The organism is Roseomonas alba (genome assembly GCF_019430885.1).
Lineage (GTDB): Bacteria > Pseudomonadota > Alphaproteobacteria > Acetobacterales > Acetobacteraceae > Neoroseomonas > Neoroseomonas alba.
Genome location: NZ_JAHYBZ010000001.1, coordinates 818663 through 838749, shown reverse-complemented (window position 1 = coordinate 838749; position 20087 = coordinate 818663). Strand labels below are relative to the sequence as shown.

Annotated in this window: 24 protein-coding genes; 17 read left to right on the top strand and 7 right to left on the bottom strand. The window is 70.2% G+C overall.

Features of this window, described 5'->3' with window-relative positions; all coding sequences use genetic code 11:
* Window positions 1–9: 9 nt before the first annotated feature.
* Window positions 10–858, bottom strand: a complete 849-nt coding sequence (gene pdxY / locus KPL78_RS03840) for a pyridoxal kinase PdxY (protein WP_219761554.1) — start codon at window positions 856–858, stop codon at window positions 10–12.
* Window positions 859–1141: 283 nt separating this feature from the next.
* Here pdxY and KPL78_RS03835 point away from each other — a divergent pair, with 283 nt between their 5' ends.
* The 9 genes from KPL78_RS03835 (at window position 1142) to KPL78_RS03795 (ending at window position 8413) form a co-directional block, all read left to right on the top strand.
* Window positions 1142–2446 (top strand): ABC transporter substrate-binding protein, encoded by a 1305-nt coding sequence (locus tag KPL78_RS03835; RefSeq protein WP_219761553.1) that lies wholly within the window; start codon window positions 1142–1144, stop codon window positions 2444–2446.
* A 13-nt stretch (window positions 2447–2459) separates the two neighbouring features.
* The gene (locus tag KPL78_RS03830; RefSeq protein ID WP_219761552.1) at window positions 2460–3395 is read left to right on the top strand and encodes a branched-chain amino acid ABC transporter permease; all 936 of its coding nucleotides are present in this window, start codon (window positions 2460–2462) and stop codon (window positions 3393–3395) included.
* Entirely contained in the window at window positions 3392–4330 is a 939-nt protein-coding gene (locus KPL78_RS03825) for a branched-chain amino acid ABC transporter permease (RefSeq protein WP_219761551.1), read from the top strand. Before KPL78_RS03830 ends, KPL78_RS03825 begins: the two co-directional genes overlap by 4 nt.
* Window positions 4327–5082: an ABC transporter ATP-binding protein gene (locus KPL78_RS03820; RefSeq protein ID WP_219761550.1), complete on the top strand. Its 756-nt coding sequence runs from the start codon at window positions 4327–4329 to the stop codon at window positions 5080–5082. Before KPL78_RS03825 ends, KPL78_RS03820 begins: the two co-directional genes overlap by 4 nt.
* Window positions 5075–5731: an ABC transporter ATP-binding protein gene (locus KPL78_RS03815; protein ID WP_219761549.1), complete on the top strand. Its 657-nt coding sequence runs from the start codon at window positions 5075–5077 to the stop codon at window positions 5729–5731. Before KPL78_RS03820 ends, KPL78_RS03815 begins: the two co-directional genes overlap by 8 nt.
* A gap of 144 nt (window positions 5732–5875) precedes the next feature.
* A complete protein-coding gene (rpmE, locus tag KPL78_RS03810; RefSeq protein ID WP_219761548.1) occupies window positions 5876–6112 on the top strand; it encodes a 50S ribosomal protein L31 in 237 nt (78 codons plus the stop codon).
* A gap of 7 nt (window positions 6113–6119) precedes the next feature.
* Entirely contained in the window at window positions 6120–6926 is an 807-nt protein-coding gene (locus KPL78_RS03805; RefSeq protein ID WP_219761547.1) for a class I SAM-dependent methyltransferase, read from the top strand.
* Window positions 6923–7801: an alpha/beta fold hydrolase gene (locus KPL78_RS03800; protein ID WP_219761546.1), complete on the top strand. Its 879-nt coding sequence runs from the start codon at window positions 6923–6925 to the stop codon at window positions 7799–7801. Before KPL78_RS03805 ends, KPL78_RS03800 begins: the two co-directional genes overlap by 4 nt.
* Window positions 7802–7945: 144 nt before the next feature.
* The gene (locus KPL78_RS03795) at window positions 7946–8413 is read left to right on the top strand and encodes an Hsp20 family protein (protein ID WP_219761545.1); all 468 of its coding nucleotides are present in this window, start codon (window positions 7946–7948) and stop codon (window positions 8411–8413) included.
* A 99-nt stretch (window positions 8414–8512) separates the two neighbouring features.
* Here KPL78_RS03795 and KPL78_RS03790 read toward each other — a convergent pair whose 3' ends face one another.
* Window positions 8513–10009, bottom strand: coding sequence for a protein adenylyltransferase SelO (locus KPL78_RS03790; protein ID WP_255568543.1), 1497 nt, complete (start codon window positions 10007–10009; stop codon window positions 8513–8515).
* Between the two features lie 443 nt (window positions 10010–10452).
* Window positions 10453–10647 (bottom strand): DUF1192 domain-containing protein, encoded by a 195-nt coding sequence (locus tag KPL78_RS03785; protein WP_219761544.1) that lies wholly within the window; start codon window positions 10645–10647, stop codon window positions 10453–10455.
* A gap of 115 nt (window positions 10648–10762) precedes the next feature.
* Between KPL78_RS03785 and KPL78_RS03780 the strand changes: the two genes are divergently transcribed.
* Complete coding sequence (locus KPL78_RS03780; protein ID WP_219761543.1) at window positions 10763–11317, top strand: DUF1013 domain-containing protein; 555 nt, start codon at window positions 10763–10765, stop codon at window positions 11315–11317.
* Window positions 11318–11493: 176 nt separating this feature from the next.
* On the opposite strand, the gene KPL78_RS03775 is transcribed toward KPL78_RS03780, so the two are convergent.
* A complete protein-coding gene (locus KPL78_RS03775) occupies window positions 11494–11670 on the bottom strand; it encodes a YdcH family protein (protein WP_219761542.1) in 177 nt (58 codons plus the stop codon).
* A 159-nt stretch (window positions 11671–11829) separates the two neighbouring features.
* Between KPL78_RS03775 and KPL78_RS03770 the strand changes: the two genes are divergently transcribed.
* From KPL78_RS03770 to KPL78_RS03750, 5 genes are all read left to right on the top strand, one after another.
* Window positions 11830–12030, top strand: coding sequence for a YdcH family protein (locus KPL78_RS03770; protein ID WP_198376663.1), 201 nt, complete (start codon window positions 11830–11832; stop codon window positions 12028–12030).
* A gap of 163 nt (window positions 12031–12193) precedes the next feature.
* Window positions 12194–12691, top strand: a complete 498-nt coding sequence (purE, locus tag KPL78_RS03765) for a 5-(carboxyamino)imidazole ribonucleotide mutase (RefSeq protein WP_255568541.1) — start codon at window positions 12194–12196, stop codon at window positions 12689–12691.
* Window positions 12688–13812, top strand: coding sequence for a 5-(carboxyamino)imidazole ribonucleotide synthase (locus KPL78_RS03760; RefSeq protein WP_219761541.1), 1125 nt, complete (start codon window positions 12688–12690; stop codon window positions 13810–13812). Before purE ends, KPL78_RS03760 begins: the two co-directional genes overlap by 4 nt.
* A gap of 178 nt (window positions 13813–13990) precedes the next feature.
* On the top strand, window positions 13991–15076 hold the full coding sequence (locus KPL78_RS03755; protein ID WP_219761540.1) for an OmpA family protein: 1086 nt from the start codon (window positions 13991–13993) through the stop codon (window positions 15074–15076).
* A 115-nt stretch (window positions 15077–15191) separates the two neighbouring features.
* Window positions 15192–16325 (top strand): OmpA family protein, encoded by a 1134-nt coding sequence (locus KPL78_RS03750; protein ID WP_219761539.1) that lies wholly within the window; start codon window positions 15192–15194, stop codon window positions 16323–16325.
* 458 nt (window positions 16326–16783) lie between these two features.
* Here the strand turns inward: KPL78_RS03750 and KPL78_RS03745 are convergent, their stop codons facing one another.
* From KPL78_RS03745 to def, 3 genes are all read right to left on the bottom strand, one after another.
* Window positions 16784–17305, bottom strand: coding sequence for a hypothetical protein (locus KPL78_RS03745; protein WP_219761538.1), 522 nt, complete (start codon window positions 17303–17305; stop codon window positions 16784–16786).
* 195 nt (window positions 17306–17500) lie between these two features.
* Window positions 17501–18106, bottom strand: a complete 606-nt coding sequence (locus tag KPL78_RS03740; protein ID WP_219761537.1) for a COQ9 family protein — start codon at window positions 18104–18106, stop codon at window positions 17501–17503.
* Complete coding sequence (def, locus tag KPL78_RS03735) at window positions 18103–18621, bottom strand: peptide deformylase (RefSeq protein WP_219761536.1); 519 nt, start codon at window positions 18619–18621, stop codon at window positions 18103–18105. Before def ends, KPL78_RS03740 begins: the two co-directional genes overlap by 4 nt.
* A gap of 184 nt (window positions 18622–18805) precedes the next feature.
* Here def and rpsU point away from each other — a divergent pair, with 184 nt between their 5' ends.
* Both rpsU and KPL78_RS03725 read left to right on the top strand, forming a co-directional pair.
* Window positions 18806–19009 carry a 30S ribosomal protein S21 gene (gene rpsU, locus KPL78_RS03730; protein WP_007006360.1) on the top strand — a complete coding sequence of 68 codons (204 nt, stop codon included), beginning with the start codon at window positions 18806–18808 and terminating at the stop codon, window positions 19007–19009.
* 59 nt (window positions 19010–19068) lie between these two features.
* Window positions 19069–20061 (top strand): hypothetical protein, encoded by a 993-nt coding sequence (locus tag KPL78_RS03725; protein WP_219761535.1) that lies wholly within the window; start codon window positions 19069–19071, stop codon window positions 20059–20061.
* Window positions 20062–20087 lie beyond the last annotated feature (26 nt).

Sequence of the window (20087 nt, the reverse complement as noted above, 5' to 3'; positions counted from 1 at the left end):
GCGCCCGCATCAGCAGGCTTCGGCGCTGAAGACGCGGGAGGGGGCGACGAACTCCTCCTGCGCCGCGACCGTCAGGATCTCCCGCGACCCCGCCTCGGCCGTCCGCCGCAGCAGCCCGAAGATGGACGACGCGGCCGCCGACAGCGCCGCATCCGCCCCGCCGCGCAGCCGGTGGAACAGGAACAGCGCGGCGATCGCATCGCCGGCCCCATTCACCGAGACCGGCAGCATCGGCGTGGCCAGCCGCCAGAAGCGCCCGCCCTCCCCGGCCAGCATGCCGATCTCGCCCTCCGGCGTATCGTTCAGGCGCAGGGAGGTCACCAGCACGCAGCGCGGCCCGCGCGCCTGCAACGCGGTCACCGCCGCCTTGGCCTGGTCGAGCGTCGTCACCGCGCGGCCGGTCAGCCATTCCAGTTCGAACTGGTTCGGCGTGATGATGTCGGCCGCCGGCAGGGCCTCGTCGCGCAGGAATTCCGGGATGCCCGGGCGGACGAAGATGCCGCGCCCGACATCCCCGATCACCGGATCGCAGCACCACAGCGCCGCCGGATTCGCCGCCTTCACGCGCCGCGCGGCCTCCAGGATCGCCGCCCCGATCTCGGCCGAGCCCATATAGCCCGACAGCACCGCGTCACAGCGCGGCAGCACGCCGCGCTCCTCGATGCCACTCACGCAATCGTGGATCAGTTCCGCGCCGAAGACCTGGCCGCGCCAGGCGCCATAGCCCGTGTGATTCGAGAACTGCACGGTGTGGATGCCCCACACCTCCGCCCCCAGGCGCTGCAACGGGAAGATCGCGCTGGCATTGCCGACATGCCCATAGGCGACCCAGGACTGGATGGAGAGGATCGAGGTCATGGCCTCCGCCGCATGTGAATGGCGCGGACGCTAGAGCATTTTTCGGTCAAACGGCACCAGCCCGCCCCTCCATCCGGCCGCCCCGCGACAGCATCCCGGATAGGGGTGGCCGACTGCGGCCGATCCGGCGCGAGCGAAGAATGCTCCGCGCAGATCCCGTCCGGATGAAATCGCCTGGCCGATCGGTTGGTGCGCGCAACATGCTTCACAGCGCCGCCCGGCCCGGTCATGCTGCGCGCGAACCTCCGGGACCAACCCGGAAACACCCTTGAGGGAGGGACCCATGACCGCGACCCTGTCGCGCCGCGAGGCGCTTGTTGCCGGATTCGGCGGCGTGCTGCTGCCGGCCACGCTCTCGGCGCAGCCGGCCCAGAAGCCTGCTGAGCTGAAGATCGGCGTGACCACCTTCCTCTCCGGTCCTGCCTCGGTGTTCGGCGTGCCGTCGCGCAAGGCCTGCGAGATGCTGGTGGACCAGATCAACGCCGCCGGCGGCATCGCCGGCGTGCCGGTCCGCGCGACCTTCGTGGACGAGGCCCCGGGCACCGACCATCTGGTGGGCGAGATGCGCCGCCTCGTGCAGTCCGAGGGCGTGAACGTCCTGCTGCAGTCGATCTCCTCCGGCTCCTGCCTCGCCTGCACGCCGCTGTCGCGCGAGCTCAACAAGGTGATGCTGCTGTGGGATTGCGGCACCCAGCGGATCTTCGAGGAGAACCGCTATGAATACGCCTTCCGCACCCAGGGCTACGGCACGCCCGAGGTGCTTGCCCCGCTGCTGTACCTGCTGAAGCACAAGCCCGACTTCCGCACCGTCGCGGTGATCAACCAGGACTACGCCTGGGGCCGCGATTCGTGGGAGCTGTGGAAGGCCGGCATGGACGCGCTGAAGCCCGGCGTGCGCGTGGTGGCCGAGATGTTCCCCCGCTTCGGCTCCACCGACTTCTCGACCGAAATCACCCGCCTGCTCGCCCTGCGCCCGGATGTGATCCTGTCCACCTCCTGGGGCGGGGAACTGGTCACGCTGATCCGCCAGGCGACCGAACGGCGCCTGTTCGAACGCTCGACCTTCGTGCTGCCGGTCGCCGAAGCCTCGCTGCCGACGCTCGGCCGCACCATGCCGGAAGGGCACATCATCGGCACGCGCGGCGATCACTGGAACAACCACCCCGCGCCGGCGAACCCCGAGCTGTTCCGCAGCTTCGTCAACGCCTATCGCCAGCGCAACAACGAGTACCCGATCTACCCCTGCCACCACATGGCCCAGGCGATGTGGGCGCTGAAGGCCGGCGTGGAAAAGGCGGTCGCGGCGAAGAACGGCGGCTGGCCGTCCGATGCCGAACTCGCCCATGCCTTCCGCGGCCTGACCTTCCCGACCCCTACCTCGACCATCACGCTGCGCGAGGATGGCCAGGGTCTCGAGGACCAGATCGTCGGCCTGTCCACCTTCAACGCCGACTTCGGCTTCTCCGTGCCGAAGGACATGATGCTCTACAAGGGCGAGACGGTCTCCGCCCCGGTCGGGCAGAAGAGCACCGACTGGCTGAAGACTCTGAAGCCCGACTTCGTCGCCTCCGCCGGCCGCTCGATCTGAGGCGGCGCGCGCCATGGCCGAGTGGTTCCAGGACAATGGCCTTCTGCTCGGCCTGGCCGTGCTGGACGGGCTCTCCTCCGCAGGGCTGATCTTCCTCGTCGCGGTGGGGCTCAACCTGGTCTTCGGGGTACTGCGCATCGTCAATGTCGCGCATGGCTCCCTCTATGCGATCGGGGCCTATGCGGCGGCCTCGATCGGCATTTTCCTCACGGGTCTCGGCCTGCCGAACTGGGCCTCGATCCCGACGCTGGTGCTCTCGGCGGCGCTGGTCGGCGCGATCCTCGGCCCGCTGATCGAACGCTTCCTGCTGCGCCGGATCTACGCGCAGGAGGAAGTGGTGCAGCTTCTCGTCACCTTCGCGCTCTTCATGATCCTCGAGGATGTGCAGAAGCTGGTCTGGGGCGTGCAGCCGATCCACCACGACACGCCGATGACGATGCTCGGGACCATCGACATCCCCTTCGGCCAGGACTTCATCCCCTTCACCAACTATCAGCTCTTCGTGCTGCCGGGCTTCGCGGTGGTGACGCTGCTCGGCCTCGCCTGGTTCCTGCGCCGCACCCTGACCGGGCGCGTCATCGTCGCCGTGACCACGGATCGCGAAGCCGCCACGGCGATGGGCATCGACGCGGCGAAGGTGTTCCTGCTGACCTTCACCTTCGGCGCGATGCTCGCCGCCCTCGGCGGGGCGCTGTCCTCGCCCACCGCGGCGCTGGTGCCGGGCATCGGCGCGCAGACCATCGTGCTGTCCTTTGCGGTCGTCGCGACTGCGGGGCTCGGGCAGATCGAGGGCGCGGCGCTCACCTCCCTGATGATGGGCATGGGCCGGTCCGTCGCCGTCTATTTCGAACCGGAATTCGAGGTCGTGGTCCCCTACATCATCATGGTGCTGGTGCTGCTGGTCCGTCCGCAGGGGCTGTTCGGCGTGACGGAGACGCGCCGGGTATGAGGAAGATCGAACCTTTCCTTGCGCTGCTGCTGGCGGCCGCGATGATCGCGGCCGCGGTGATGGCGCCCTGGCTGCGCTTCGTGCTCACCATCGCGCTCGCCAAGGGCATCGCGGTGCTCGGCATCCTGCTGCTGCTGCGCGCGGGCCAGGTCTCCTTCGGCCATGCCCTCTACATCGCCTTCGGCGCCTATGTGGTGGCCTTCCTCGCCCCGCAGGTGAATGACGCGGTGCTGCTGCTGGCGATCGCCGCGGCCGGGGCGGGGATGCTCGGCCTGGTCATCGGCCTGTTCGTCACGCGCTACCGGCAGATCTTCTTCGGCATGCTGAACCTCGCCATGGCCATGGTGTTCTATTCTCTGCTGGAGAAGCTCTACGCCATCACCAAGGGCAGCGACGGCATCCGGGTCGAGGCCATGCCCATCGCCGGCCAGCGCCTGGACCTCGCCACCTTCGAATGGACGATCTTCGGCATCGCCCTCGGCCTCGCCTTCGTCCTGGGGCTGTTGCTGCGCCTGTATCTCGCCTCCCCGATGGGCGAGGCGCTCGCCGGCATCAAGACGCGCGAGACGCGCCTCGAATTCATGGGCGTGCCGGCCCGCGGCGTCCTCCTCGCGGCCTATGTCATGTCGGCGGTGCTGGGGGGGATCGGCGGCGCGATCATCGCCATGACCTCGCGTCACGTCACGCCGCTACTCGCCTACTGGACCTCCTCCGGCGAGCTTGTCTTCATCGCCATCCTGGGCGGGGCGGGCGGCGTGCTCGGACCCTTCCTGGGGGCTGCCGCCTATGAGCTGGTGCGCGTCTATGCCGCCGCCTCCTTCGCCGATGCCTGGCAGATGATCCTTGGTGCGGTGCTTCTGCTGGTCATCCTCTTCGCCCCGGGCGGGTTGTGGGGCATGGCCGCGCGGGCCATTGGCGGGGGGCGTGGACGATGAGCGAGGTCCTCCTCCAGGCCAGCGGCCTGCGTCTCGCCTTCGGCGGTGTCCGGGCGGCGGATGGCATCGACCTCGCCGTGATGCGGGGCGAGTTCCTCGCCATCATCGGTCCCAACGGCGCCGGCAAGACCACCTTCATCAACATGACGACCGGCTATCTCCGCCCCAATGCCGGCGACATCGCCTATGAGGGCAGCCGCATCACCGGCCTGTCGCCGCGCGCCATCGTCAAGCGCGGCATCGCCCGGTCCTTCCAGCTACCGCAGCTCTTCACCGAGCATACGGTCGAGCAGAACATCGCCCTGGCCGTCGCCTCGCGCGACGGCATCTGGTCGCCGCTGACCCCACTGCTGCGCCCGCGCTACCGGGAGGAAGCGCGCGACCTGCTCGACCGCTTCGGCCTCGCCGGCATTGCGGCGACCCGCGCCGATGCGCTGAACGAAGGCGCGCGCAAGCTCGCCGACATCGCCATGGCGGTGGCGCTCAAGCCCCGCCTGCTGCTGATGGATGAGCCAACCTCCGGCGTCGCGGCGTCCGAGAAGATGGCGATCGTCGAGACGCTGGTGAACGTGCTGCGCGACGCGAAGGTCACCGCTGTCTTCGTTGAACACGACATGGACGTGGTCGAACGCTTCGCCGACCGCGTCGCGGTCTGGAGCCAGGGGCGCATCGCCGCCCTCGGCCCGCCGCAGCAGGTCCTCGCCGACCCCGCCGTGCAGCGCGACGTCATCGGGATCGAACGCCATGCTTGACCTTTCCGGCGTCTCCGTCGCCATCGCCGGCGTGCCGGTGCTGCGCAACGTCTCGCTTCACGTCCCCGCCGGCGGTCGTGTCGCGCTCATCGGCCGCAACGGGGCGGGCAAGACCACGACGCTGCGCACCCTGATGGGCCTGGTTCCCGCCAGCACCGGCCAAGTGATGATCGACGGGGAGGACGAGACCCGCCTGCCCCCGCACCACCGCCCCCGGCACGGCATCGGCTATGCCCCGGAGGAGCGCCGCCTCTTCGGCTCCTTCACCGTCGAGGACAACATGCTGTTGCCCGCGCAGGTGCTGAAGCTCGACCAGGCCGAGATCAGCCGCCGCCTCGAACGCGTCTATGCCCTGCTGCCGGAGCTGAAGGACCTGGCCCCGCGCAAGGCCGCCGGCCTGTCCGGCGGCCAGGGCAAGATGGTCGCCCTCGGCCGGGCGCTCATGGTCGGCACCCGTGCGGTGCTGCTGGACGAGCCCTTCCAGGGCCTCGCCCCGGCGCTGGCGCTACGGTATGCGGATGCGCTGAAACGCCTGCGCGCCGCCCTGCCCGACGTCGCCATCCTGATCACGGAATCCAACCCGGAGCTGCTCCGCCCCCTGGTCGAACAGACCTATGTGATCGAGCGGGGGGAGATCGCGGCGGACTGAGAGGCCGCCGCGGAAGTCCGGCACGGGCCCGTGCCGGACGTTCCATGCGGGCTCCGAGTTGCGTCCGCGCCGCCGCTCCCCTATACGCCCCCTTCCCTGCCCGCCGGTCGGCATCGTCGGGCGTTTCTGCATGAGTGTCGCCCCATGAAGCCCGATATCCATCCGGACTACCACGAGATCACGATCATCATGACCGACGGGACCGAGTACAAGACTCGCTCCTGCATGGGCAAGGCCGGCGACACGCTGCGCCTGGACATCGATCCGAAGTCGCATCCGGCCTGGACCGGCCAGCAGCGCGTGATCGACACCGGCGGCCAGATCGCGAAGTTCAACAAGAAGTTCGCCGGCATCGGCCTCGGCGCCCGCAAGAAGGGCTGACCCTTCCATGCCCCTGGGCGGCGAGGAGGTCGCGACCGACCCCGCCCAGGTGGCCCGCCTCTGGGAGGCGAATGCGCCCGCCTGGATCGCGCTGTCGCGCGCCGGCTGGGACCTCTACCGCGACCACGTCAACACGCCGGCCTTCCTGCGCATCCTGCCGCGGGTCGAAGGCCTGCGCGGCCTCGACATCGGCTGTGGTGAGGCGACCAACACCCGCGCCGTAGCCGACCGCGGCGCGCACATGACCGCGCTCGATGTGGCGCCTTCCTTCCTTGCTGCCGCCGCGGCGACCGAGGCCGCCGACCCGCGCGGCATCCGCTTCGTGAACGGCAGCGCCCTGTCCCTGCCTTTCCCGGACGGCGCCTTCGACTTCGCCACCGCCTTCATGTGCCTGATGGACGTCCCGCGCCCCGAACAGGCGCTGGCCGAGGCCGCCCGCATCCTCCGCCCCGGCGGCTTCCTGCAATTCTCCATTCTGCACCCGAGCTTCATGGGCCCCGGCCGCCGTGTCCTGCGCGACGCCACCGGCCACGCCTATGCCATCGAGTTGCGCGAGGCCGCCCTGCCCGACGGTGCGGTCGAACGCTGGCGCTTCTCCGGCGCCCCGCCGGCCCTGCGCGACGCCTGGCAGCCCTTCCAGGTCCCGCGCTTCGACCGGTCGCTCGCCTGGTGGCTGAACGCCGTGGCCGGCAGCGGCCTGCGGCTGGAAGCGGCCGAGGAGCCGGTCGCGGATCCGGAGACCGCAGAACGCGTGCCGGCGGTCGCCGACACCCGGATCGCGCCGCTGTTCCTGATCCTGCGCGCCCGGAAATGACGGCACAGGCGGGCACGCCCACCATCCTCGACACCGCGCGCGGCCCGATCGAGGCCGTCGTCAGCGGCGAAGGCCCGGCCCTGCTCGCGATCCATGGCGGCATGGGCGGGCATGACCAGTCCGGCCTCCTGGCGCGCGCCCTGCTCGCCGACGCGTCCGGCCATCGCGTGGTCGCGGTGTCGCGTCCCGGCTATCTCGGCTCGCCACTCCCGGTCGGCGAGAGCGCCGAGGACCAGGCCGACGCCCTCGCCGCCCTGCTCGACCGGCTCGGCATCGCCTCCGCCGCCGTCGCCGCGGTCTCCGCCGGCGGGCCCTCCGCGCTGCATTTCGCGATCCGTCACCCGGAACGCTGCCGCGCCCTGATCCTTGTCTCGGCCTGCACGGGCCGCCTGGAGACGCCACCCGCCATCCTCTCGCGGCTGCGCATGATGGCCCGGCTCGCCCGGCTGCCTCTCCTGCCGCCACTGCTGCGCTGGCGCACTCGCCGCAACCCCGCGGCCGCGGCCGCCCGGGCCATCCCTGACCCCGGCCTACGGGCGCGCACCATGGCCGACCCGACCGCCGGTCCGCTGTTCCGCGCCCTTCAGGCCGGCGTCTTCGACCACCTGGCGGACCGCCTGCCCGGCACGATCAACGACATCACCCGCTTCGGCACGCTCGCCCCCATTCCCTTCGACCGGGTCGCTGCCCCGACCCTCGTCATCCACGGGCGCGCCGACGACATCGTGCCGCCCTCCCATGGCGACGCCGCCGCACGGGGCATCCCCGGCGCCGAGCACCTCGCCATCGACGGCGCCGGCCATGTCGCCCTCTTCACCCATCTCGCGCCGATCCGCGAAAAGGCCGCCCGCCTCCTCGCCGCCGCCCCCACTTGAACGGCACGGCGCCGCCACCCAACTCCTCGAAGCCGGCGGCGCCCCAGAGGGCCGCCGGCGCGGAACGGCAGGGTCGCCCGATCGGGGGCCCAATGAGTCCGGATCCGCCCCGCAACGAACCTTGCTACCGCAGGAGGTTCTCGTATGAACGCGATCGACTTCTCCCCCCTGTTCCGGTCCGCCATCGGCTTCGACCGCCTCGCGCGCCTGATGGACAATGCGCGCAACGTCTCCGACGCGACCGGCTACCCCCCCTACAACATCGAGAAGACCGGCGATGACAGCTACGTGCTGACCATGGCTGTGGCGGGCTTCTCCGAGGCCGATATCGAGATCACGGCCCAGGAGAACACCCTCACCGTCGCCGGCCGCCCGCAGCCGCAGACCGAGGACCGCACGCGGTTCCTGCACCGCGGCATCGCCGGCCGCGCCTTCGAACGCCGATTCGTCCTCGCCGATCACATCGTGGTCGAGGGCGCAGACCTCGCGAACGGCCTGCTCCATGTGCAGCTGAAGCGCGTGGTGCCGGAATCCCTGAAGCCGCGCCGCATCACGGTCCAGGCGGGGCGCCCGGCGATCGAGGCGCAGGCGGAGACCGCTCAGGCGGCCTGACGCCGAAGGAAAGGCCGGGGGAGGAACACCTCCCCCGGACCCCCTCCGTTTTCTGTCTGTCAGCCTGTCAGGCTGACCCGACGCGGTCGTCCATCCAGGCTATGTGCCGCAGAAGGTGGCCGTGACACGTTCCTCGGGGCGCGCGGGCTGCGCGTAGCGCTCCCGACCCGGCTGCTCCTCGAAGGGGCGCTGGATCACCGCCAGCAACGCCTCGAAGGGGCCGAGATCGTCGCGGGATACCGCGGCCGCCAGCGCCTCCTCCACCAGGTGATTGCGCGGGATGTAGAGCGGATTGACCGCCCGCATCGCCAGCCCCCGCCCCGCCGGCTCCCGCGCCAGCCGCAGGCGCCATCCCGGCGCCCAGCCATCATAGGCCGCCGGATCCGCGAACAGTGCCCGCACCACACCATCCGCCGCGACATCATCCGCCGCATCCGCCAGCCGCCGGAAGGTCAGGGTGAAATCCGCCTTGCCATCCGCCATGCGCAGCAGCAGGTCCTGCAGCAGCTCCTCATCGCCGTCTTCCGCCGGCCCCAATCCGATCTTGCGCAGCAGTCCGTCCCGCCACGCTGCCCCGAACCGCGCAGCATAGGTCGACAGCGCGCCCTGCGCTGCCTCGATCGCGGCATTCTCGTCGGCATCGATCAACGGCAGCAGGCATTCCGCCAGCCGCGCCAGGTTCCAATGCGCGATCGCCGGCTGGTTGCCGTAGGCGTATCGACCCTGCTGGTCGATCGAGGAAAACACCGTCTCCGGGTGATACGCCTCCATGAAGGCACAGGGCCCGTAGTCGATGGTCTCGCCCGACACCGCACAGTTGTCGGTGTTCATCACCCCATGGATGAAGCCCACCAGCATCCAGCGCGCGATCAGCTCCGCCTGCCGCGCCGCGACGCCTTCGAGGAAGGCGAGCGCCGGATTGGCTGCCTCCCCCGCCGCCGGGTCATGCCGCGCGATCGCCGTGTCCAGCAGCACGCGCAGCGCATCATGGTCACGCCGTGCCGCGAAATACTGGAAGGTCCCGACGCGGATATGGCTGGCAGCCACACGCGTCAGCACCGCCCCGGGCAGCGCCCCTTCGCGGAACACGAAATCCCCCGTCGCCACCGCCGCGAGCGACCGCGTCGTCGGAATCCCGAAGGCCGCCATCGCCTCGCTGATCAGATACTCCCGCAGCACCGGCCCGACGGCCGCCCGCCCATCGCCCCGGCGCGAGAAGGGCGTCGGCCCCGACCCCTTCAACTGGATGTCGCGCCGCGCCCCATCCGGCGTCACGACCTCCCCGAGCAGGATGGCGCGCCCGTCGCCCAGGCTGGGGTTGAAATGCCCGAACTGGTGCCCGGCATAGGCCTGGGCGATGGGTTCGGCCCCCGGCGGCACCAGGTTGCCGGACAACATCGCAACCCCGGCCTCGCTGGCGAGCCAGTCCGGATCGAGCCCCAGCTCCTCCGCCAGCGCCCGGTTCAGCCGCAGCAGCCGTGGCGCGCTGACCGGGGTCGGCGGCAGCCGAGCGAACAGCCGCTCCGGCAGCCGGGCATAGCTGTTGTCGAAAACGGGGCGGATGCCGGCCTCGGCCAGCGGGACCATCGTATCCATGCTGTCCACATCGCCCCACCGCACTCCGCCGACAAGGGACCGGCGGCGGATTTGGGGCGTGCCGGACCTCTTCCCGAAGCGCACAACCGAGAGGCGCCTTGCCCCTGCCGGACCGGCCCCACCATGGGCCTCCCCTTCACGGTGCCTGGCGACGTGAATAGGGGCCCGCATAGGCCGCAAGACCTGTGGAAACCTCGACATGGCGCCTCGCGCCCCCCGCAGAATGACGCCGAGACCCGCCTCTGCGCACGAAGCGGGCTCGGCGGGAGCGGAATGCCTGTCGTGCCGGGCGCCAAAAGACCGCGGTCCAGGTGCTCCAAGCACCTGGCGGGGCGGCCTGGAGGGGCGGAGCCCCTCCAACTACGACAGCGGCGGTACGGGAGCCCTCTCGGCCTCCGGCAGCGCCATTGGAGGGCAACAGAATCCCTCTCCGCCCCTACCCGTCACGGCTTGCGGAAGAACGCCTCCGCCGCCGCCCGATGGTCGTTCCGCGCCCCGATGGCGGCCTCGGCCCGGGTGATTTCGTCCTTCAGCTCGGCGATGTAGTCCTGGAGCTGTGCCACGTCCCATCCGTCGAAGCGCGGCTTTTCCAGTGCCTGCCGCCGGCGCGGCAGTTCCTCGTCATGGATCGCGGGCATTGCGCTTCCTTTCCCATCAAGGCTTTGACCCTGCCACGGCGCCTCATTATACGAAGCGCCACATTTGTCGCGGGGGTTCGCTCCTGCCGCCCCTCCGGCCATCCGAGGTCCACCCATGCCCCAGCCGCTCATGCCGAAGGCCACTGCCGTTTGGCTGATCGACAAGACGTCGCTCTCCTTCGAGCAGATCGCCGATTTCGTCGGCATGCATCCGCTTGAGATCCAGGCTATCGCGGATGGTGAGGTGGCGCAGGGTATCGTCGGCTTCGATCCGGTCGCCTCCGGCCAGTTGACGCGGGAGGAGATCCTGCGCTGCGAGGCCGATCCCAATGCCCGCCTGCACCTGCTGGAAAGTTCCATCGTCCTGCCGAAGCAGCGTGCGAAGGGCGGCCGCTACACGCCGGTGTCCAAGCGCAATGACCGGCCGGACGGGATCGCCTTCCTGCTGCGCAACTACCCGATGCTGCCGGATGCCGTGGTGGCGAAGCTGCTTGGCACCACGAAGGACACCATCGCCAAGGTCCGCGACAAGACCCATTGGAACACCGCGAACATCAAGCCGCGCGACCCGGTGATCCTGGGGCTGTGCAGCCAGGGCGACCTGAATGCCGCCATCCAGGCCGCCGGCGGTAGCCTGACGCCGCCCCCACCGACCGAGGATGCGGCCTGAGACTGCAGCGCGTTGGGCAGTGCTGGCCACGCAGTCGGATCGCGGCACCGCCGCGATCCGGGAGCGCAAGGCGCGACCGCGCCCAGACCGACACGCGTCCTGGGCGCGCCCGGGCGGGGCGCGAAGGCAAGCGGCCCGGATGGGCCGCCCCCGCCGTCTGAGGGTCTAGGGAAAACTCAATGCGGCTTGCCCGACCGCAGACGTTGCATCTCTTCCTTCAGCCGGAGTTTCTCGAGCTTCAGGCGGGACAGTTCCATGTGGTTGGGCCGGGGCCTGTTGTCCTCATCGACGATCCGGCGTTCCAGCGCCGCGTGGCGCTGCTCGAGGGAAGCGATCCGGGCATTCATGGGCATGCTTGACGCGTCCTCTTCTCCATGGCCGAGCACGGCAGGTGACCGCGTGTCGGGCCGAGGGGCGCAGATCCGGGAATGGCCTGTCGCGCCCCGGCCCGATCATGTTAAGGGCGATGGTGGTGGGATTGCACCTTCAACTTCGTTCCGGGGCCGCCGGCCATGATTGCCGACCGTGACGCGATGCTGCGCCGCCTGCATGAACTGCGCAGCGAGCACCGCGACCTCGATACCGTCATCGCGCGACTGGACGGGTCGCCGGTGGATCAGTTGCAGTTGCAGCGGCTGAAGAAGCGCAAGCTGAAGCTGAAGGACGAGATCGCCTGGCTCGAAGGCCGCCTTGTCCCCGATATTATCGCGTAATTGTGCCCTGGACGCCGGGCGCCGCGGATCACCGCGGCAAGGCTTCGCGCCGTCCGCTGCCCGATCGGCAGCGACTGCCGGCAGGGATGCCTGCGCGCGCCGTGCGCGCGGTCCCGGGGCGTCCGCACGGGGCCGATGCCCCCTTCGACTGACGGTGAAGTGAATGACAGGTGACACGCCCCCGGCACCGCTGGTCGGGATCATCATGGGCAGCCGTTCCGATTGGGAGACGATGCGCCACGCCGCCGAGACGCTGGAAAGGCTCGGCGTGCCGCATGAGACGCGGGTGGTCTCCGCCCACCGCACGCCGGACCGGCTGGTGGCCTATGCGAAGGCGGCGGCAGGGCGCGGCCTCAAGGTCATCATCGCCGGCGCCGGCGGGGCGGCGCATCTGCCGGGCATGGCCGCGTCCATGACGGCACTGCCGGTGCTCGGCGTGCCGGTCGAAAGCCATGCGCTCAAGGGCATGGATTCCCTGCTTTCGATCGTCCAGATGCCCGGCGGCGTTCCGGTCGGGACGCTCGCCATCGGCAAGCCGGGCGCGATCAATGCCGGGCTGCTCGCCGGTGCCATTCTCGCCCTGTCGGACCCGGCGCTGGCGCAACGGCTCGAGGCCTGGCGCACGACCCAGACCGACGCCGTGCCGGACGCCCCGGCATGAGTGCCTTCCCCCTCCCCCCGGGATCGATCATCGGCATTCTCGGCGGCGGCCAGCTTGGCCGGATGTCCGCGCTGGCCGCGGCACGACTCGGCTATGCCTGCCACGTCTATGCGCCCGAGGCCGATTCGCCCGGCATGCAGGTCGCCGCGCACCGCACCGTGGCGGCCTATGAGGATCGCGAGGCGCTGGCCCGCTTCGCCGCCTCCGTCGCCGTCGTCACCTTCGAGTTCGAGAACGTCCCCGCCGCGGCGCTCGAGGCATTGGCCGGCCTGGTCCTCTGCCGCCCCGGCCTCGCCGCGCTCGCCACCTGCCAGGACCGCGCGGCGGAGAAGGCCTTCCTGGACCGCATCGGCGTGCCTGTTGCGCCCTGGCGGCTGGTCGAGTCGGAGGAGGATCTCCACGCCGCCGTCGCCGCACTCGGACTGCCCGCGGTGCTGAAGACGACGCGCCTCGGCTATGACGGCCGCGGCCAGGCCGTGCTGCGGGAGGCCTCGGACCTCGCCCCCGCCTTTGCGCGACTCGCACCCAAGCCGCTGATCCTCGAAGCCTTCGTGCCCTTCGCCGCCGAGGTCTCGGCCATCGCCGCACGCGGTGAGGACGGCACCATCGCCGTCTTCGACGCGGCCGAGAACCGCCACGCGCACCATATCCTCGACCTCTCCTTCGCACCGGCGCGCGTCCCCGCCGCCGTGGCGGAGGCGGCGATCTCCCATGTCGCCGCGGTTGCCGAGGGACTCGAACTCATCGGTCTCGTGGCACTCGAGATGTTCCTCCTTCCCGATGGCCGCCTTCTGGGCAACGAGATCGCCCCGCGCCCGCACAATTCCGGCCATTGGACGATGGATGCCTGCGCCGCGTCGCAATTCGAGCAGCACATCCGCGCCGTCGCCGGCCTGCCCCTGGCGAGCCCGGAACGCCATCACGACGCGGTCATGCGCAACCTCATCGGCCCCGAGGGACTCGCCGCCTGGCCGCGCCTGCTGCGCATGAAGGGCGTGGTCCCGCATCTCTACGGCAAGGCCGAGGCCCGCGCCGGACGCAAGATGGGTCATGCAAACCGCCTTCTGGCTCATGGCAGCCTGGCCGCGCTGTCGGATGAGGCCGCCCTCTCCGGCTTGTGACCGATTTGCCACCCCTGACCGTGGCAAAGCCGCAACACCGGACAGCGTTCCTGTGGCGAGCCCTGGCGCGGGCCGCACAGAGTGCTAAAAAGCAACCGTGTCGAGCCGGTTGCGCCACAGGCGGTCGGACTTCGAACAGATCTTCCGGCCCCGAAGGGCCCCGAGCAGGAGAATACCAATGAGCCTGAAGAAGGCGCTTCTTGCCGCGACGCTGCTGTCGCTGCCGATGGCCGCGACCGCGAACGCGCAGAGCTGGGATCCGCGGGTGCAGGGCATCTACATCGGTGCCGGCCTCGGGACCAACTATCTCGACACCGCCGATGGTGACCGCACCTCGATCTCCTTCGAGTGGGGCTGGGCCGGCGTTCTCTCGGTCGGCTACGGCTTCGGCAACGGCCTGCGCATCGAACTCGAGGGCAACTACCGCAACAACGACGTCGACACCATCAAGGTGAACGGCGTGAACACGCCGCGCGCCGGTGGCACCGCCACCACCTGGGGCCTGATGGTCAACGCGCTGTATGACTTCAACCTCGGCCCGGTGCTCCCCTATGTCGGCGTCGGCGCCGGCTATGCCTGGCACGACTACGACAGCGTCGGCTTCCGTCAGAACTCGGGCGGCAACTCCGGCACGGTGAATGTCGGCGGCACCAACGGCGCCTTCGCCTACCAGGCGATCCTCGGTCTCGCCTTCCCGATCCAGGCCGTTCCGGGCCTGGCGCTGACCGCCGAAGGCCGCTTCTTCGGCACGGCGAACGAGGACATCGACGGCCGCGCCAACGGCAACTTCTCGGTCAACGGGCAGGCCTACAATGCTCGTGAATCGGTGAAGTTCCCGGCTGACAACTACAACTGGTCGCTGCTGTTCGGCGTCCGCTACAACTTCGGCCGCACCGCCGCCCCGGTGGCCGCGCCCGTGGTTGCCCCGCCGCCGGCCCGCACCTTCCTGGTGTTCTTCGACTGGAACCGCGACAACCTGACCGACCGCGCCCGCCAGATCATCGCGGAAGCGGCGCAGGCCTCGCGCACCCAGCAGGTCACCCGCCTCGAGGTCAACGGCTACACCGACACCTCGGGTTCGGCGCAGTACAACATGGGCCTGTCGATCCGCCGCGCGAACAACGTGGCTGCCGAGCTGGTTCGCCTGGGCATCCCCCGCAACCAGATCGTCGCCCGCGGCTTCGGCGAGACCAACCTGCTGGTCCCGACCCCGGACAACACCCGCGAGCCGCAGAACCGCCGCGTGGAAATCATCCTCCGCTGATCACCGCATCAGCGTCGGAGACCGGAAGGGGGCGCCGCAAGGCGCCCCCTTCTGCATTGAAGCATCCCAAATGATCAGCCAGTGTCCGTCGCGATTCATGCGGTATAGTCGAACCATGCCTGCCGCCTCTCCCCGTCTGCGCCGTCGCCTTCCCGGCACGGCCCTCGCCTTCGCCTTGCTGGCCGCGCCTTTCGCCGCACAGGCCCAGTTCGTCGAGGGCCCCTATGTTGCCGGAGGCGCCGGCTTCAACCTTCTTCCCAATACGGGACTCGGCCTCGACTCGACGGCCGTGACCGGCCTCGCCGCCGCCGGCTACGGCAACCAGGCGACGGTCGGCTTCCAGCCCGGATTCGCGGGGGTGCTCAGTCTCGGCTGGGGCTTCGGCAACGGGCTCCGCGCAGAGATCGAAGGCAATTACCGCACCAACGACACGGACGGTGCCACGGGTGTTGCCGGCTGGTGGGCCGATGGCGGCATCAGCGGCCGTCAGGAGAGTTGGGGGGTCATGGGCAATGTGCTGGTCGATCTGATCCAGATCGGCCCGGTCATGCCCTATGTCGGCGTCGGGGCCGGCTACATGGTCACCGACTGGTCCAGCATACGCGGCTACAGCCAGAACGGCGCCCTCCGCATGACCGTCGACGACAGCGACGGCCAGTTCGCCTACCAGGGCATCGCCGGCCTCGCCTTCCCGCTGGAATTCCTGCCGGGCTTGGCGGTGACCGCCGAATACCGCTTCGTCGGCACGCTCCAGCCGCGACTGCAGGTTCGATTCGACAATCCCAACACGGGCGCCACCGTGGCCCGTGGCACGGTCGAGCCCGATTCCTACCAGCAGTCGCTGATGCTCGGCCTGCGCTATGCCTTCAACGCGCCATCGGCCCCCGCAGCGCCGCCCCCCGCCGCCGCCCCCGTGCAGCAGCGCAGCTTCATCGTCTTCTTCGACTGGAACAGCGCCACGCTGACCGAACGCGCCCGTCAGATCATCGCCGAAGCAGCCCAGCAGGTCCGCGCCCAGCGCAGCACCCGCATCGAGGTCGCCGGCCACGCCGATCGCACCGGCACCGTGCAGTACAACCAGGCCCTGTCGCGCCGCCGCGCGGACATCGTCGCCGCCGAGCTGGTGCGCCTGGGCGTCGCGCAGCAGGACATCGTGATCACCGCGCTCGGCGAAAGCCAGCCGCTGGTGCCGACGCCCGAGAATGTCCGCGAACCGCAGAACCGGCGGGTCGAGATCATCCTACGCTGAAGGTCGGGCGTCTTCCCGAACGGCGGAACCGGGAGAGGCTTTGCCCCTCTCGGATTCTCCCCAGCAAAGGCTGAAGGGCCTCCGCCCACCTCAGCCGAGAGCATTTCCGACGAACTTCCGTTCACCTGCAATGCTCTCGGTGTCTGTTCTTGCGGGCATCTTCACCTGTCCGGATGGCTTCATCCGGACAGGACCTGCTTGAGCGCCCTGCACTATTGCCAGAATGGCGCCGAAGGCCGGCAGTGCGCCTGAAGGGCGTTTGGAGCGGGCTCGTTCACCCCAGGGGGTTTCGGCCTACCGCGCGCCACCGCAGCCACGACCCGACCGGGCAACGGACACCGCACCCGAGACATACAACAGGGGCAGTACCTCTCTCCAATCGCCTGCGTCGAAAGAGCCCCCAACGAAAAAGGGCGGCCCGTTCCCGGACCGCCCCTCTCGTCTCAGCCTGGGCGCGATCAGCGGCCGCGGCGGGCCGCCGTGCGTGTCGCGCCGCGGGCCGGCGCCGCCGAGCAGTCCGGCACCGAGTAGCTCTGGATGATGTTGCGCTGCACGGCGAAGGTCGCGAGTTCCGTCGCCTGCAGCGTCACCACCTGCTGGAACAGCGGCTGGGCATCGCGGCAGAAGAAGGAGCCGGCGCGCATCGCATCCTCGGAATGCTCGTTCGCCATGACCGTGTTGTACTGGTCAAGGCGCCCGCCGCGCGACGCGCCGCCATAGGAGCGCTGGAAGTGCGTCGCCGCGATGCGGTCTGCCGCCGACAGGTCACTGCCGAAGCGGCGGAGGAAGTTGTTGTACCCCTCCGGCGCGTTGTAGACGGTCCGGCACTGCAGCGCCGCCACCATCAGGTAGGACCGCAGGGCGCGCATCTCGAGCGCGCTCCGCTCCTCCGGACGCAGGCAGGCATCGGCCATCGCCGGCCCGGCGATCAGGGCGCCGCACAGCGCGGCAACGACGGTCTTCGTCCTAGTCTTCATCATGGGCGCGGCGCGCTCCCTCGGTTGCATCGGGGTGGACCGCCCCGGCAACGCGCACCCCGATTCCCCCGGGCACGCGGCGAAGCGGTTCCTGCCTGCGTTCCATAGCGAGGACGACGCGCGGAGACTACGGAAAAATTGTTTCAATCGCCTGTTGTTGCAGGGATTTGCGGGGTGCACTGCATGTGGCGCCGCAGCTTACGCCGCTTCGGCCTTCTTGCGCGGTCGCCGGCAGCGCTGCACCCGCGCCAGATCGGCCAGGCGACGGTCCAGGAAGGCCAGGGTCGGGCCGATATCCTCGCTCTCGTCATGCAGGAAGAAGGCCAGCGTCGCGGCCAGGATCGCGGCGAGCGTCGCCCGCCGCGTGTAGCGGGACAGATCGTCCGAGACATCCCCCGCCGCCACCCAGATCGCATCTGCCGTCCGCGCCGCGCCGCGCAGCGCGGCGGGCGCGTTCCACGGCAGAGCCAGCAGCGCCGCCGCCTGGCGTGCCGCCTCCTTGTGCGGCGCGATCAGTGCCAGCCGCGCCGCCACGAGTGCCCGCACCCGCGCCGATACGCGCAGGGCCGAGACATCCCCGGCCGCCGCGACCATCTCCCGATCCGTCAGGTCCCGCCACGCCGCAATGGCCGAAAGGACGCCGCGGGGGAACAGGAAGCTCGCCTCCTCCTCCGGCAGCCCGGCCGCGTGCAGGCCGGCGGCGATGGTTCGCGCGGTCCAGCCCGTGGCCGGCACCAGGGGCAGCATCGCCCGGATGGCCGCGTCGCGCCCGGCGCGGTCGCTCTCGTTCAGGGCTTCCATCATGCCTCCTTCGCCGCCGCGCGCGCATTCGCCGCGCGCGACAGCTCCTCGGTGAAACCGAACAGGGACAGATCCTCCATGCGCATCGGGTAGAGGATGCCGTCGAGATGATCCGTCTCGTGCTGCATCACCCGTGCGACCAAGCCGGCAGCCTCACCCTCGATCGGCCTTCCGTCGATGTCGACGCCACGGAAGCGCAGCCGGCTGGCCCGCCGCACCGCCCCGCGCAGGCCGGGGATGGACAGGCAGCCCTCCCAGGCCGTCTCCGTCTCCTCCCCCACCTGCTCGAGTTCGGGGTTGATCAGGGCGGACACGCCGCCCGCCCCGGTGCGCCAGACGAACAGCCGCAGCGGCACATGCACCTGCGGCGCGGCGAGGCCGATCCCCCCCGCATCCTCCATCGTCTGCGCCATGTCGGCGACGAGGCGCCGGATCTCCGGGGCGGTCGGGTCGTCCACCTCCTCGGCGGGGGTGAGGAGGATCGGGTGGCCCATGCGGGCGATCTTGAGGAGGGCCATGGCGTCTCGGGGCTCGAAAAATGCGCTGCGATACTGCATATAGGGCCTTCGGCGCGTGCGGGAGGTCTTCCGGCGCGCCTTCGAATCGTGGTAAGCATCCTGCAACCGACGCAGACCGGGTGTCCGGTCGCGTCGATTGTCCATTGCCTTTCTTTCAATCCCAACGCGCAGGAGGTTGCGCCGCGTGCAAGTCGTCGTTCGTGACAACAATATCGATCAGGCGCTCAAGGCGCTGAAGAAGAAGCTCCAGCGGGAAGGTGTGTTCCGCGAGATGAAGCTTCGCCGGCACTATGAGAAGCCCTCCGAGCGCCGTGCGCGCGAGGCCGCCGAGGCCGTCCGCCGCGCCCGCAAGGTGGAGCGCAAGCGCCTGGAGCGCGAGGGCTTCTGAAGCCCCGCCATCCGCCCGGAAAGGCGGATCGCAGCCGGAAACCGCGGCACGGCGCCCCCGTGATCCGCGGTTTTTTGCTGTCCATCGTCCTGCTGGCCGGGGCTTGTCTGCCCGCCGCCGCCCAGCAATCCGCCCTGCTCCCCTTCCTGGTGCAGAGCATCTGCCTCGACGCCGCCGGGCGCCCGGAGCCCGGCCTGCTCCCCTTCGAGCCCGGCTGCACGCGCCGCGCGCCCCAGCGCCAGGATGCGCCCATGCCCTATCGCCGCCATGACTGGCCGGCGGCGCAGCAGGCGCGCAGCATCCCGCAGGGCTATCAGGCCTCGGACGCCGTGCTGGGCAGCCTGCTCGGCGTGCCGGCGGCCGTGCAGACTTTCGATTTCGGCGCCGGCGAGAATCGCCGCTTCGGCACCCACGACCGCGGCCGCGGCGATGGCGGGCAGGTCATCCCCCTCGGCCCCGGCCCGTCCTTCATCGCCATGACCGAGGATGCCGGCGGTGGCGTCCAATGGTTCCTCTCCCCCGATTGCCGCAGCGGCGGGCGCGGCTGGCAGGGCTGGCTGCTTGCCGGCCCCGGCGCCGGTGACGCCTGGACTACCCGCGTCATGCGCCTGCGCATCGCGCCCTCCCCCCAGGCCTGCCCGACCGCATTCGACGCCAGCCTGACCCGCTTCCGCCGCACCCGGCTCGCCCTGCCCTGGCGCGAGGCCGCGACCGGCCAGACCGGCAGCATCACCGTCGATGCCATCGTCTCCGAGCATTATGGCGGCGCCGACATCGCAACGGCCCATCACTTGGAACGTTTCGTGCTCGCCCGTGACCTCGGCATGGTGCGCTGGGAGAGGTGGGAGAATGCGGCCGTCACCCGCGACGCCGAGCTGCCGCGACAGGCCGAGAGGCTACGGCAGCAGCAGCGCTGCCCAGCACTGTCCGTCAGCACGGCGCCCGGACCTGGCTGGTTCCTGCGGGACTGCCGATTCTGGACGAATTTCGTGCGTGCCGCCCCTGGGCAGCCACTGGCGGCCCTGCCCTGGCCGCCACGGGATCTGCGCTGAACGCCCTGGCACGCGCCTTGCGATGC

Bases quoted from the DNA above. Each gene is read 5' to 3' on its own strand.
- pdxY (WP_219761554.1), bottom strand. From the start codon at position 858: ATGACCTCGATCCTCTCCATCCAGTCCTGGGTCGCCTATGGGCATGTC.
- KPL78_RS03835 (WP_219761553.1), top strand. From the start codon at position 1,142: ATGACCGCGACCCTGTCGCGCCGCGAGGCGCTTGTTGCCGGATTCGGC.
- KPL78_RS03830 (WP_219761552.1), top strand. From the start codon at position 2,460: ATGGCCGAGTGGTTCCAGGACAATGGCCTTCTGCTCGGCCTGGCCGTG.
- KPL78_RS03825 (WP_219761551.1), top strand. From the start codon at position 3,392: ATGAGGAAGATCGAACCTTTCCTTGCGCTGCTGCTGGCGGCCGCGATG.
- KPL78_RS03820 (WP_219761550.1), top strand. From the start codon at position 4,327: ATGAGCGAGGTCCTCCTCCAGGCCAGCGGCCTGCGTCTCGCCTTCGGC.
- KPL78_RS03815 (WP_219761549.1), top strand. From the start codon at position 5,075: ATGCTTGACCTTTCCGGCGTCTCCGTCGCCATCGCCGGCGTGCCGGTG.
- rpmE (WP_219761548.1), top strand. From the start codon at position 5,876: ATGAAGCCCGATATCCATCCGGACTACCACGAGATCACGATCATCATG.
- KPL78_RS03805 (WP_219761547.1), top strand. From the start codon at position 6,120: ATGCCCCTGGGCGGCGAGGAGGTCGCGACCGACCCCGCCCAGGTGGCC.
- KPL78_RS03800 (WP_219761546.1), top strand. From the start codon at position 6,923: ATGACGGCACAGGCGGGCACGCCCACCATCCTCGACACCGCGCGCGGC.
- KPL78_RS03795 (WP_219761545.1), top strand. From the start codon at position 7,946: ATGAACGCGATCGACTTCTCCCCCCTGTTCCGGTCCGCCATCGGCTTC.
- KPL78_RS03790 (WP_255568543.1), bottom strand. From the start codon at position 10,009: ATGGATACGATGGTCCCGCTGGCCGAGGCCGGCATCCGCCCCGTTTTC.
- KPL78_RS03785 (WP_219761544.1), bottom strand. From the start codon at position 10,647: ATGCCCGCGATCCATGACGAGGAACTGCCGCGCCGGCGGCAGGCACTG.
- KPL78_RS03780 (WP_219761543.1), top strand. From the start codon at position 10,763: ATGCCCCAGCCGCTCATGCCGAAGGCCACTGCCGTTTGGCTGATCGAC.
- KPL78_RS03775 (WP_219761542.1), bottom strand. From the start codon at position 11,670: ATGCCCATGAATGCCCGGATCGCTTCCCTCGAGCAGCGCCACGCGGCG.
- KPL78_RS03770 (WP_198376663.1), top strand. From the start codon at position 11,830: ATGATTGCCGACCGTGACGCGATGCTGCGCCGCCTGCATGAACTGCGC.
- purE (WP_255568541.1), top strand. From the start codon at position 12,194: ATGACAGGTGACACGCCCCCGGCACCGCTGGTCGGGATCATCATGGGC.
- KPL78_RS03760 (WP_219761541.1), top strand. From the start codon at position 12,688: ATGAGTGCCTTCCCCCTCCCCCCGGGATCGATCATCGGCATTCTCGGC.
- KPL78_RS03755 (WP_219761540.1), top strand. From the start codon at position 13,991: ATGAGCCTGAAGAAGGCGCTTCTTGCCGCGACGCTGCTGTCGCTGCCG.
- KPL78_RS03750 (WP_219761539.1), top strand. From the start codon at position 15,192: ATGCCTGCCGCCTCTCCCCGTCTGCGCCGTCGCCTTCCCGGCACGGCC.
- KPL78_RS03745 (WP_219761538.1), bottom strand. From the start codon at position 17,305: ATGATGAAGACTAGGACGAAGACCGTCGTTGCCGCGCTGTGCGGCGCC.
- KPL78_RS03740 (WP_219761537.1), bottom strand. From the start codon at position 18,106: ATGATGGAAGCCCTGAACGAGAGCGACCGCGCCGGGCGCGACGCGGCC.
- def (WP_219761536.1), bottom strand. From the start codon at position 18,621: ATGGCCCTCCTCAAGATCGCCCGCATGGGCCACCCGATCCTCCTCACC.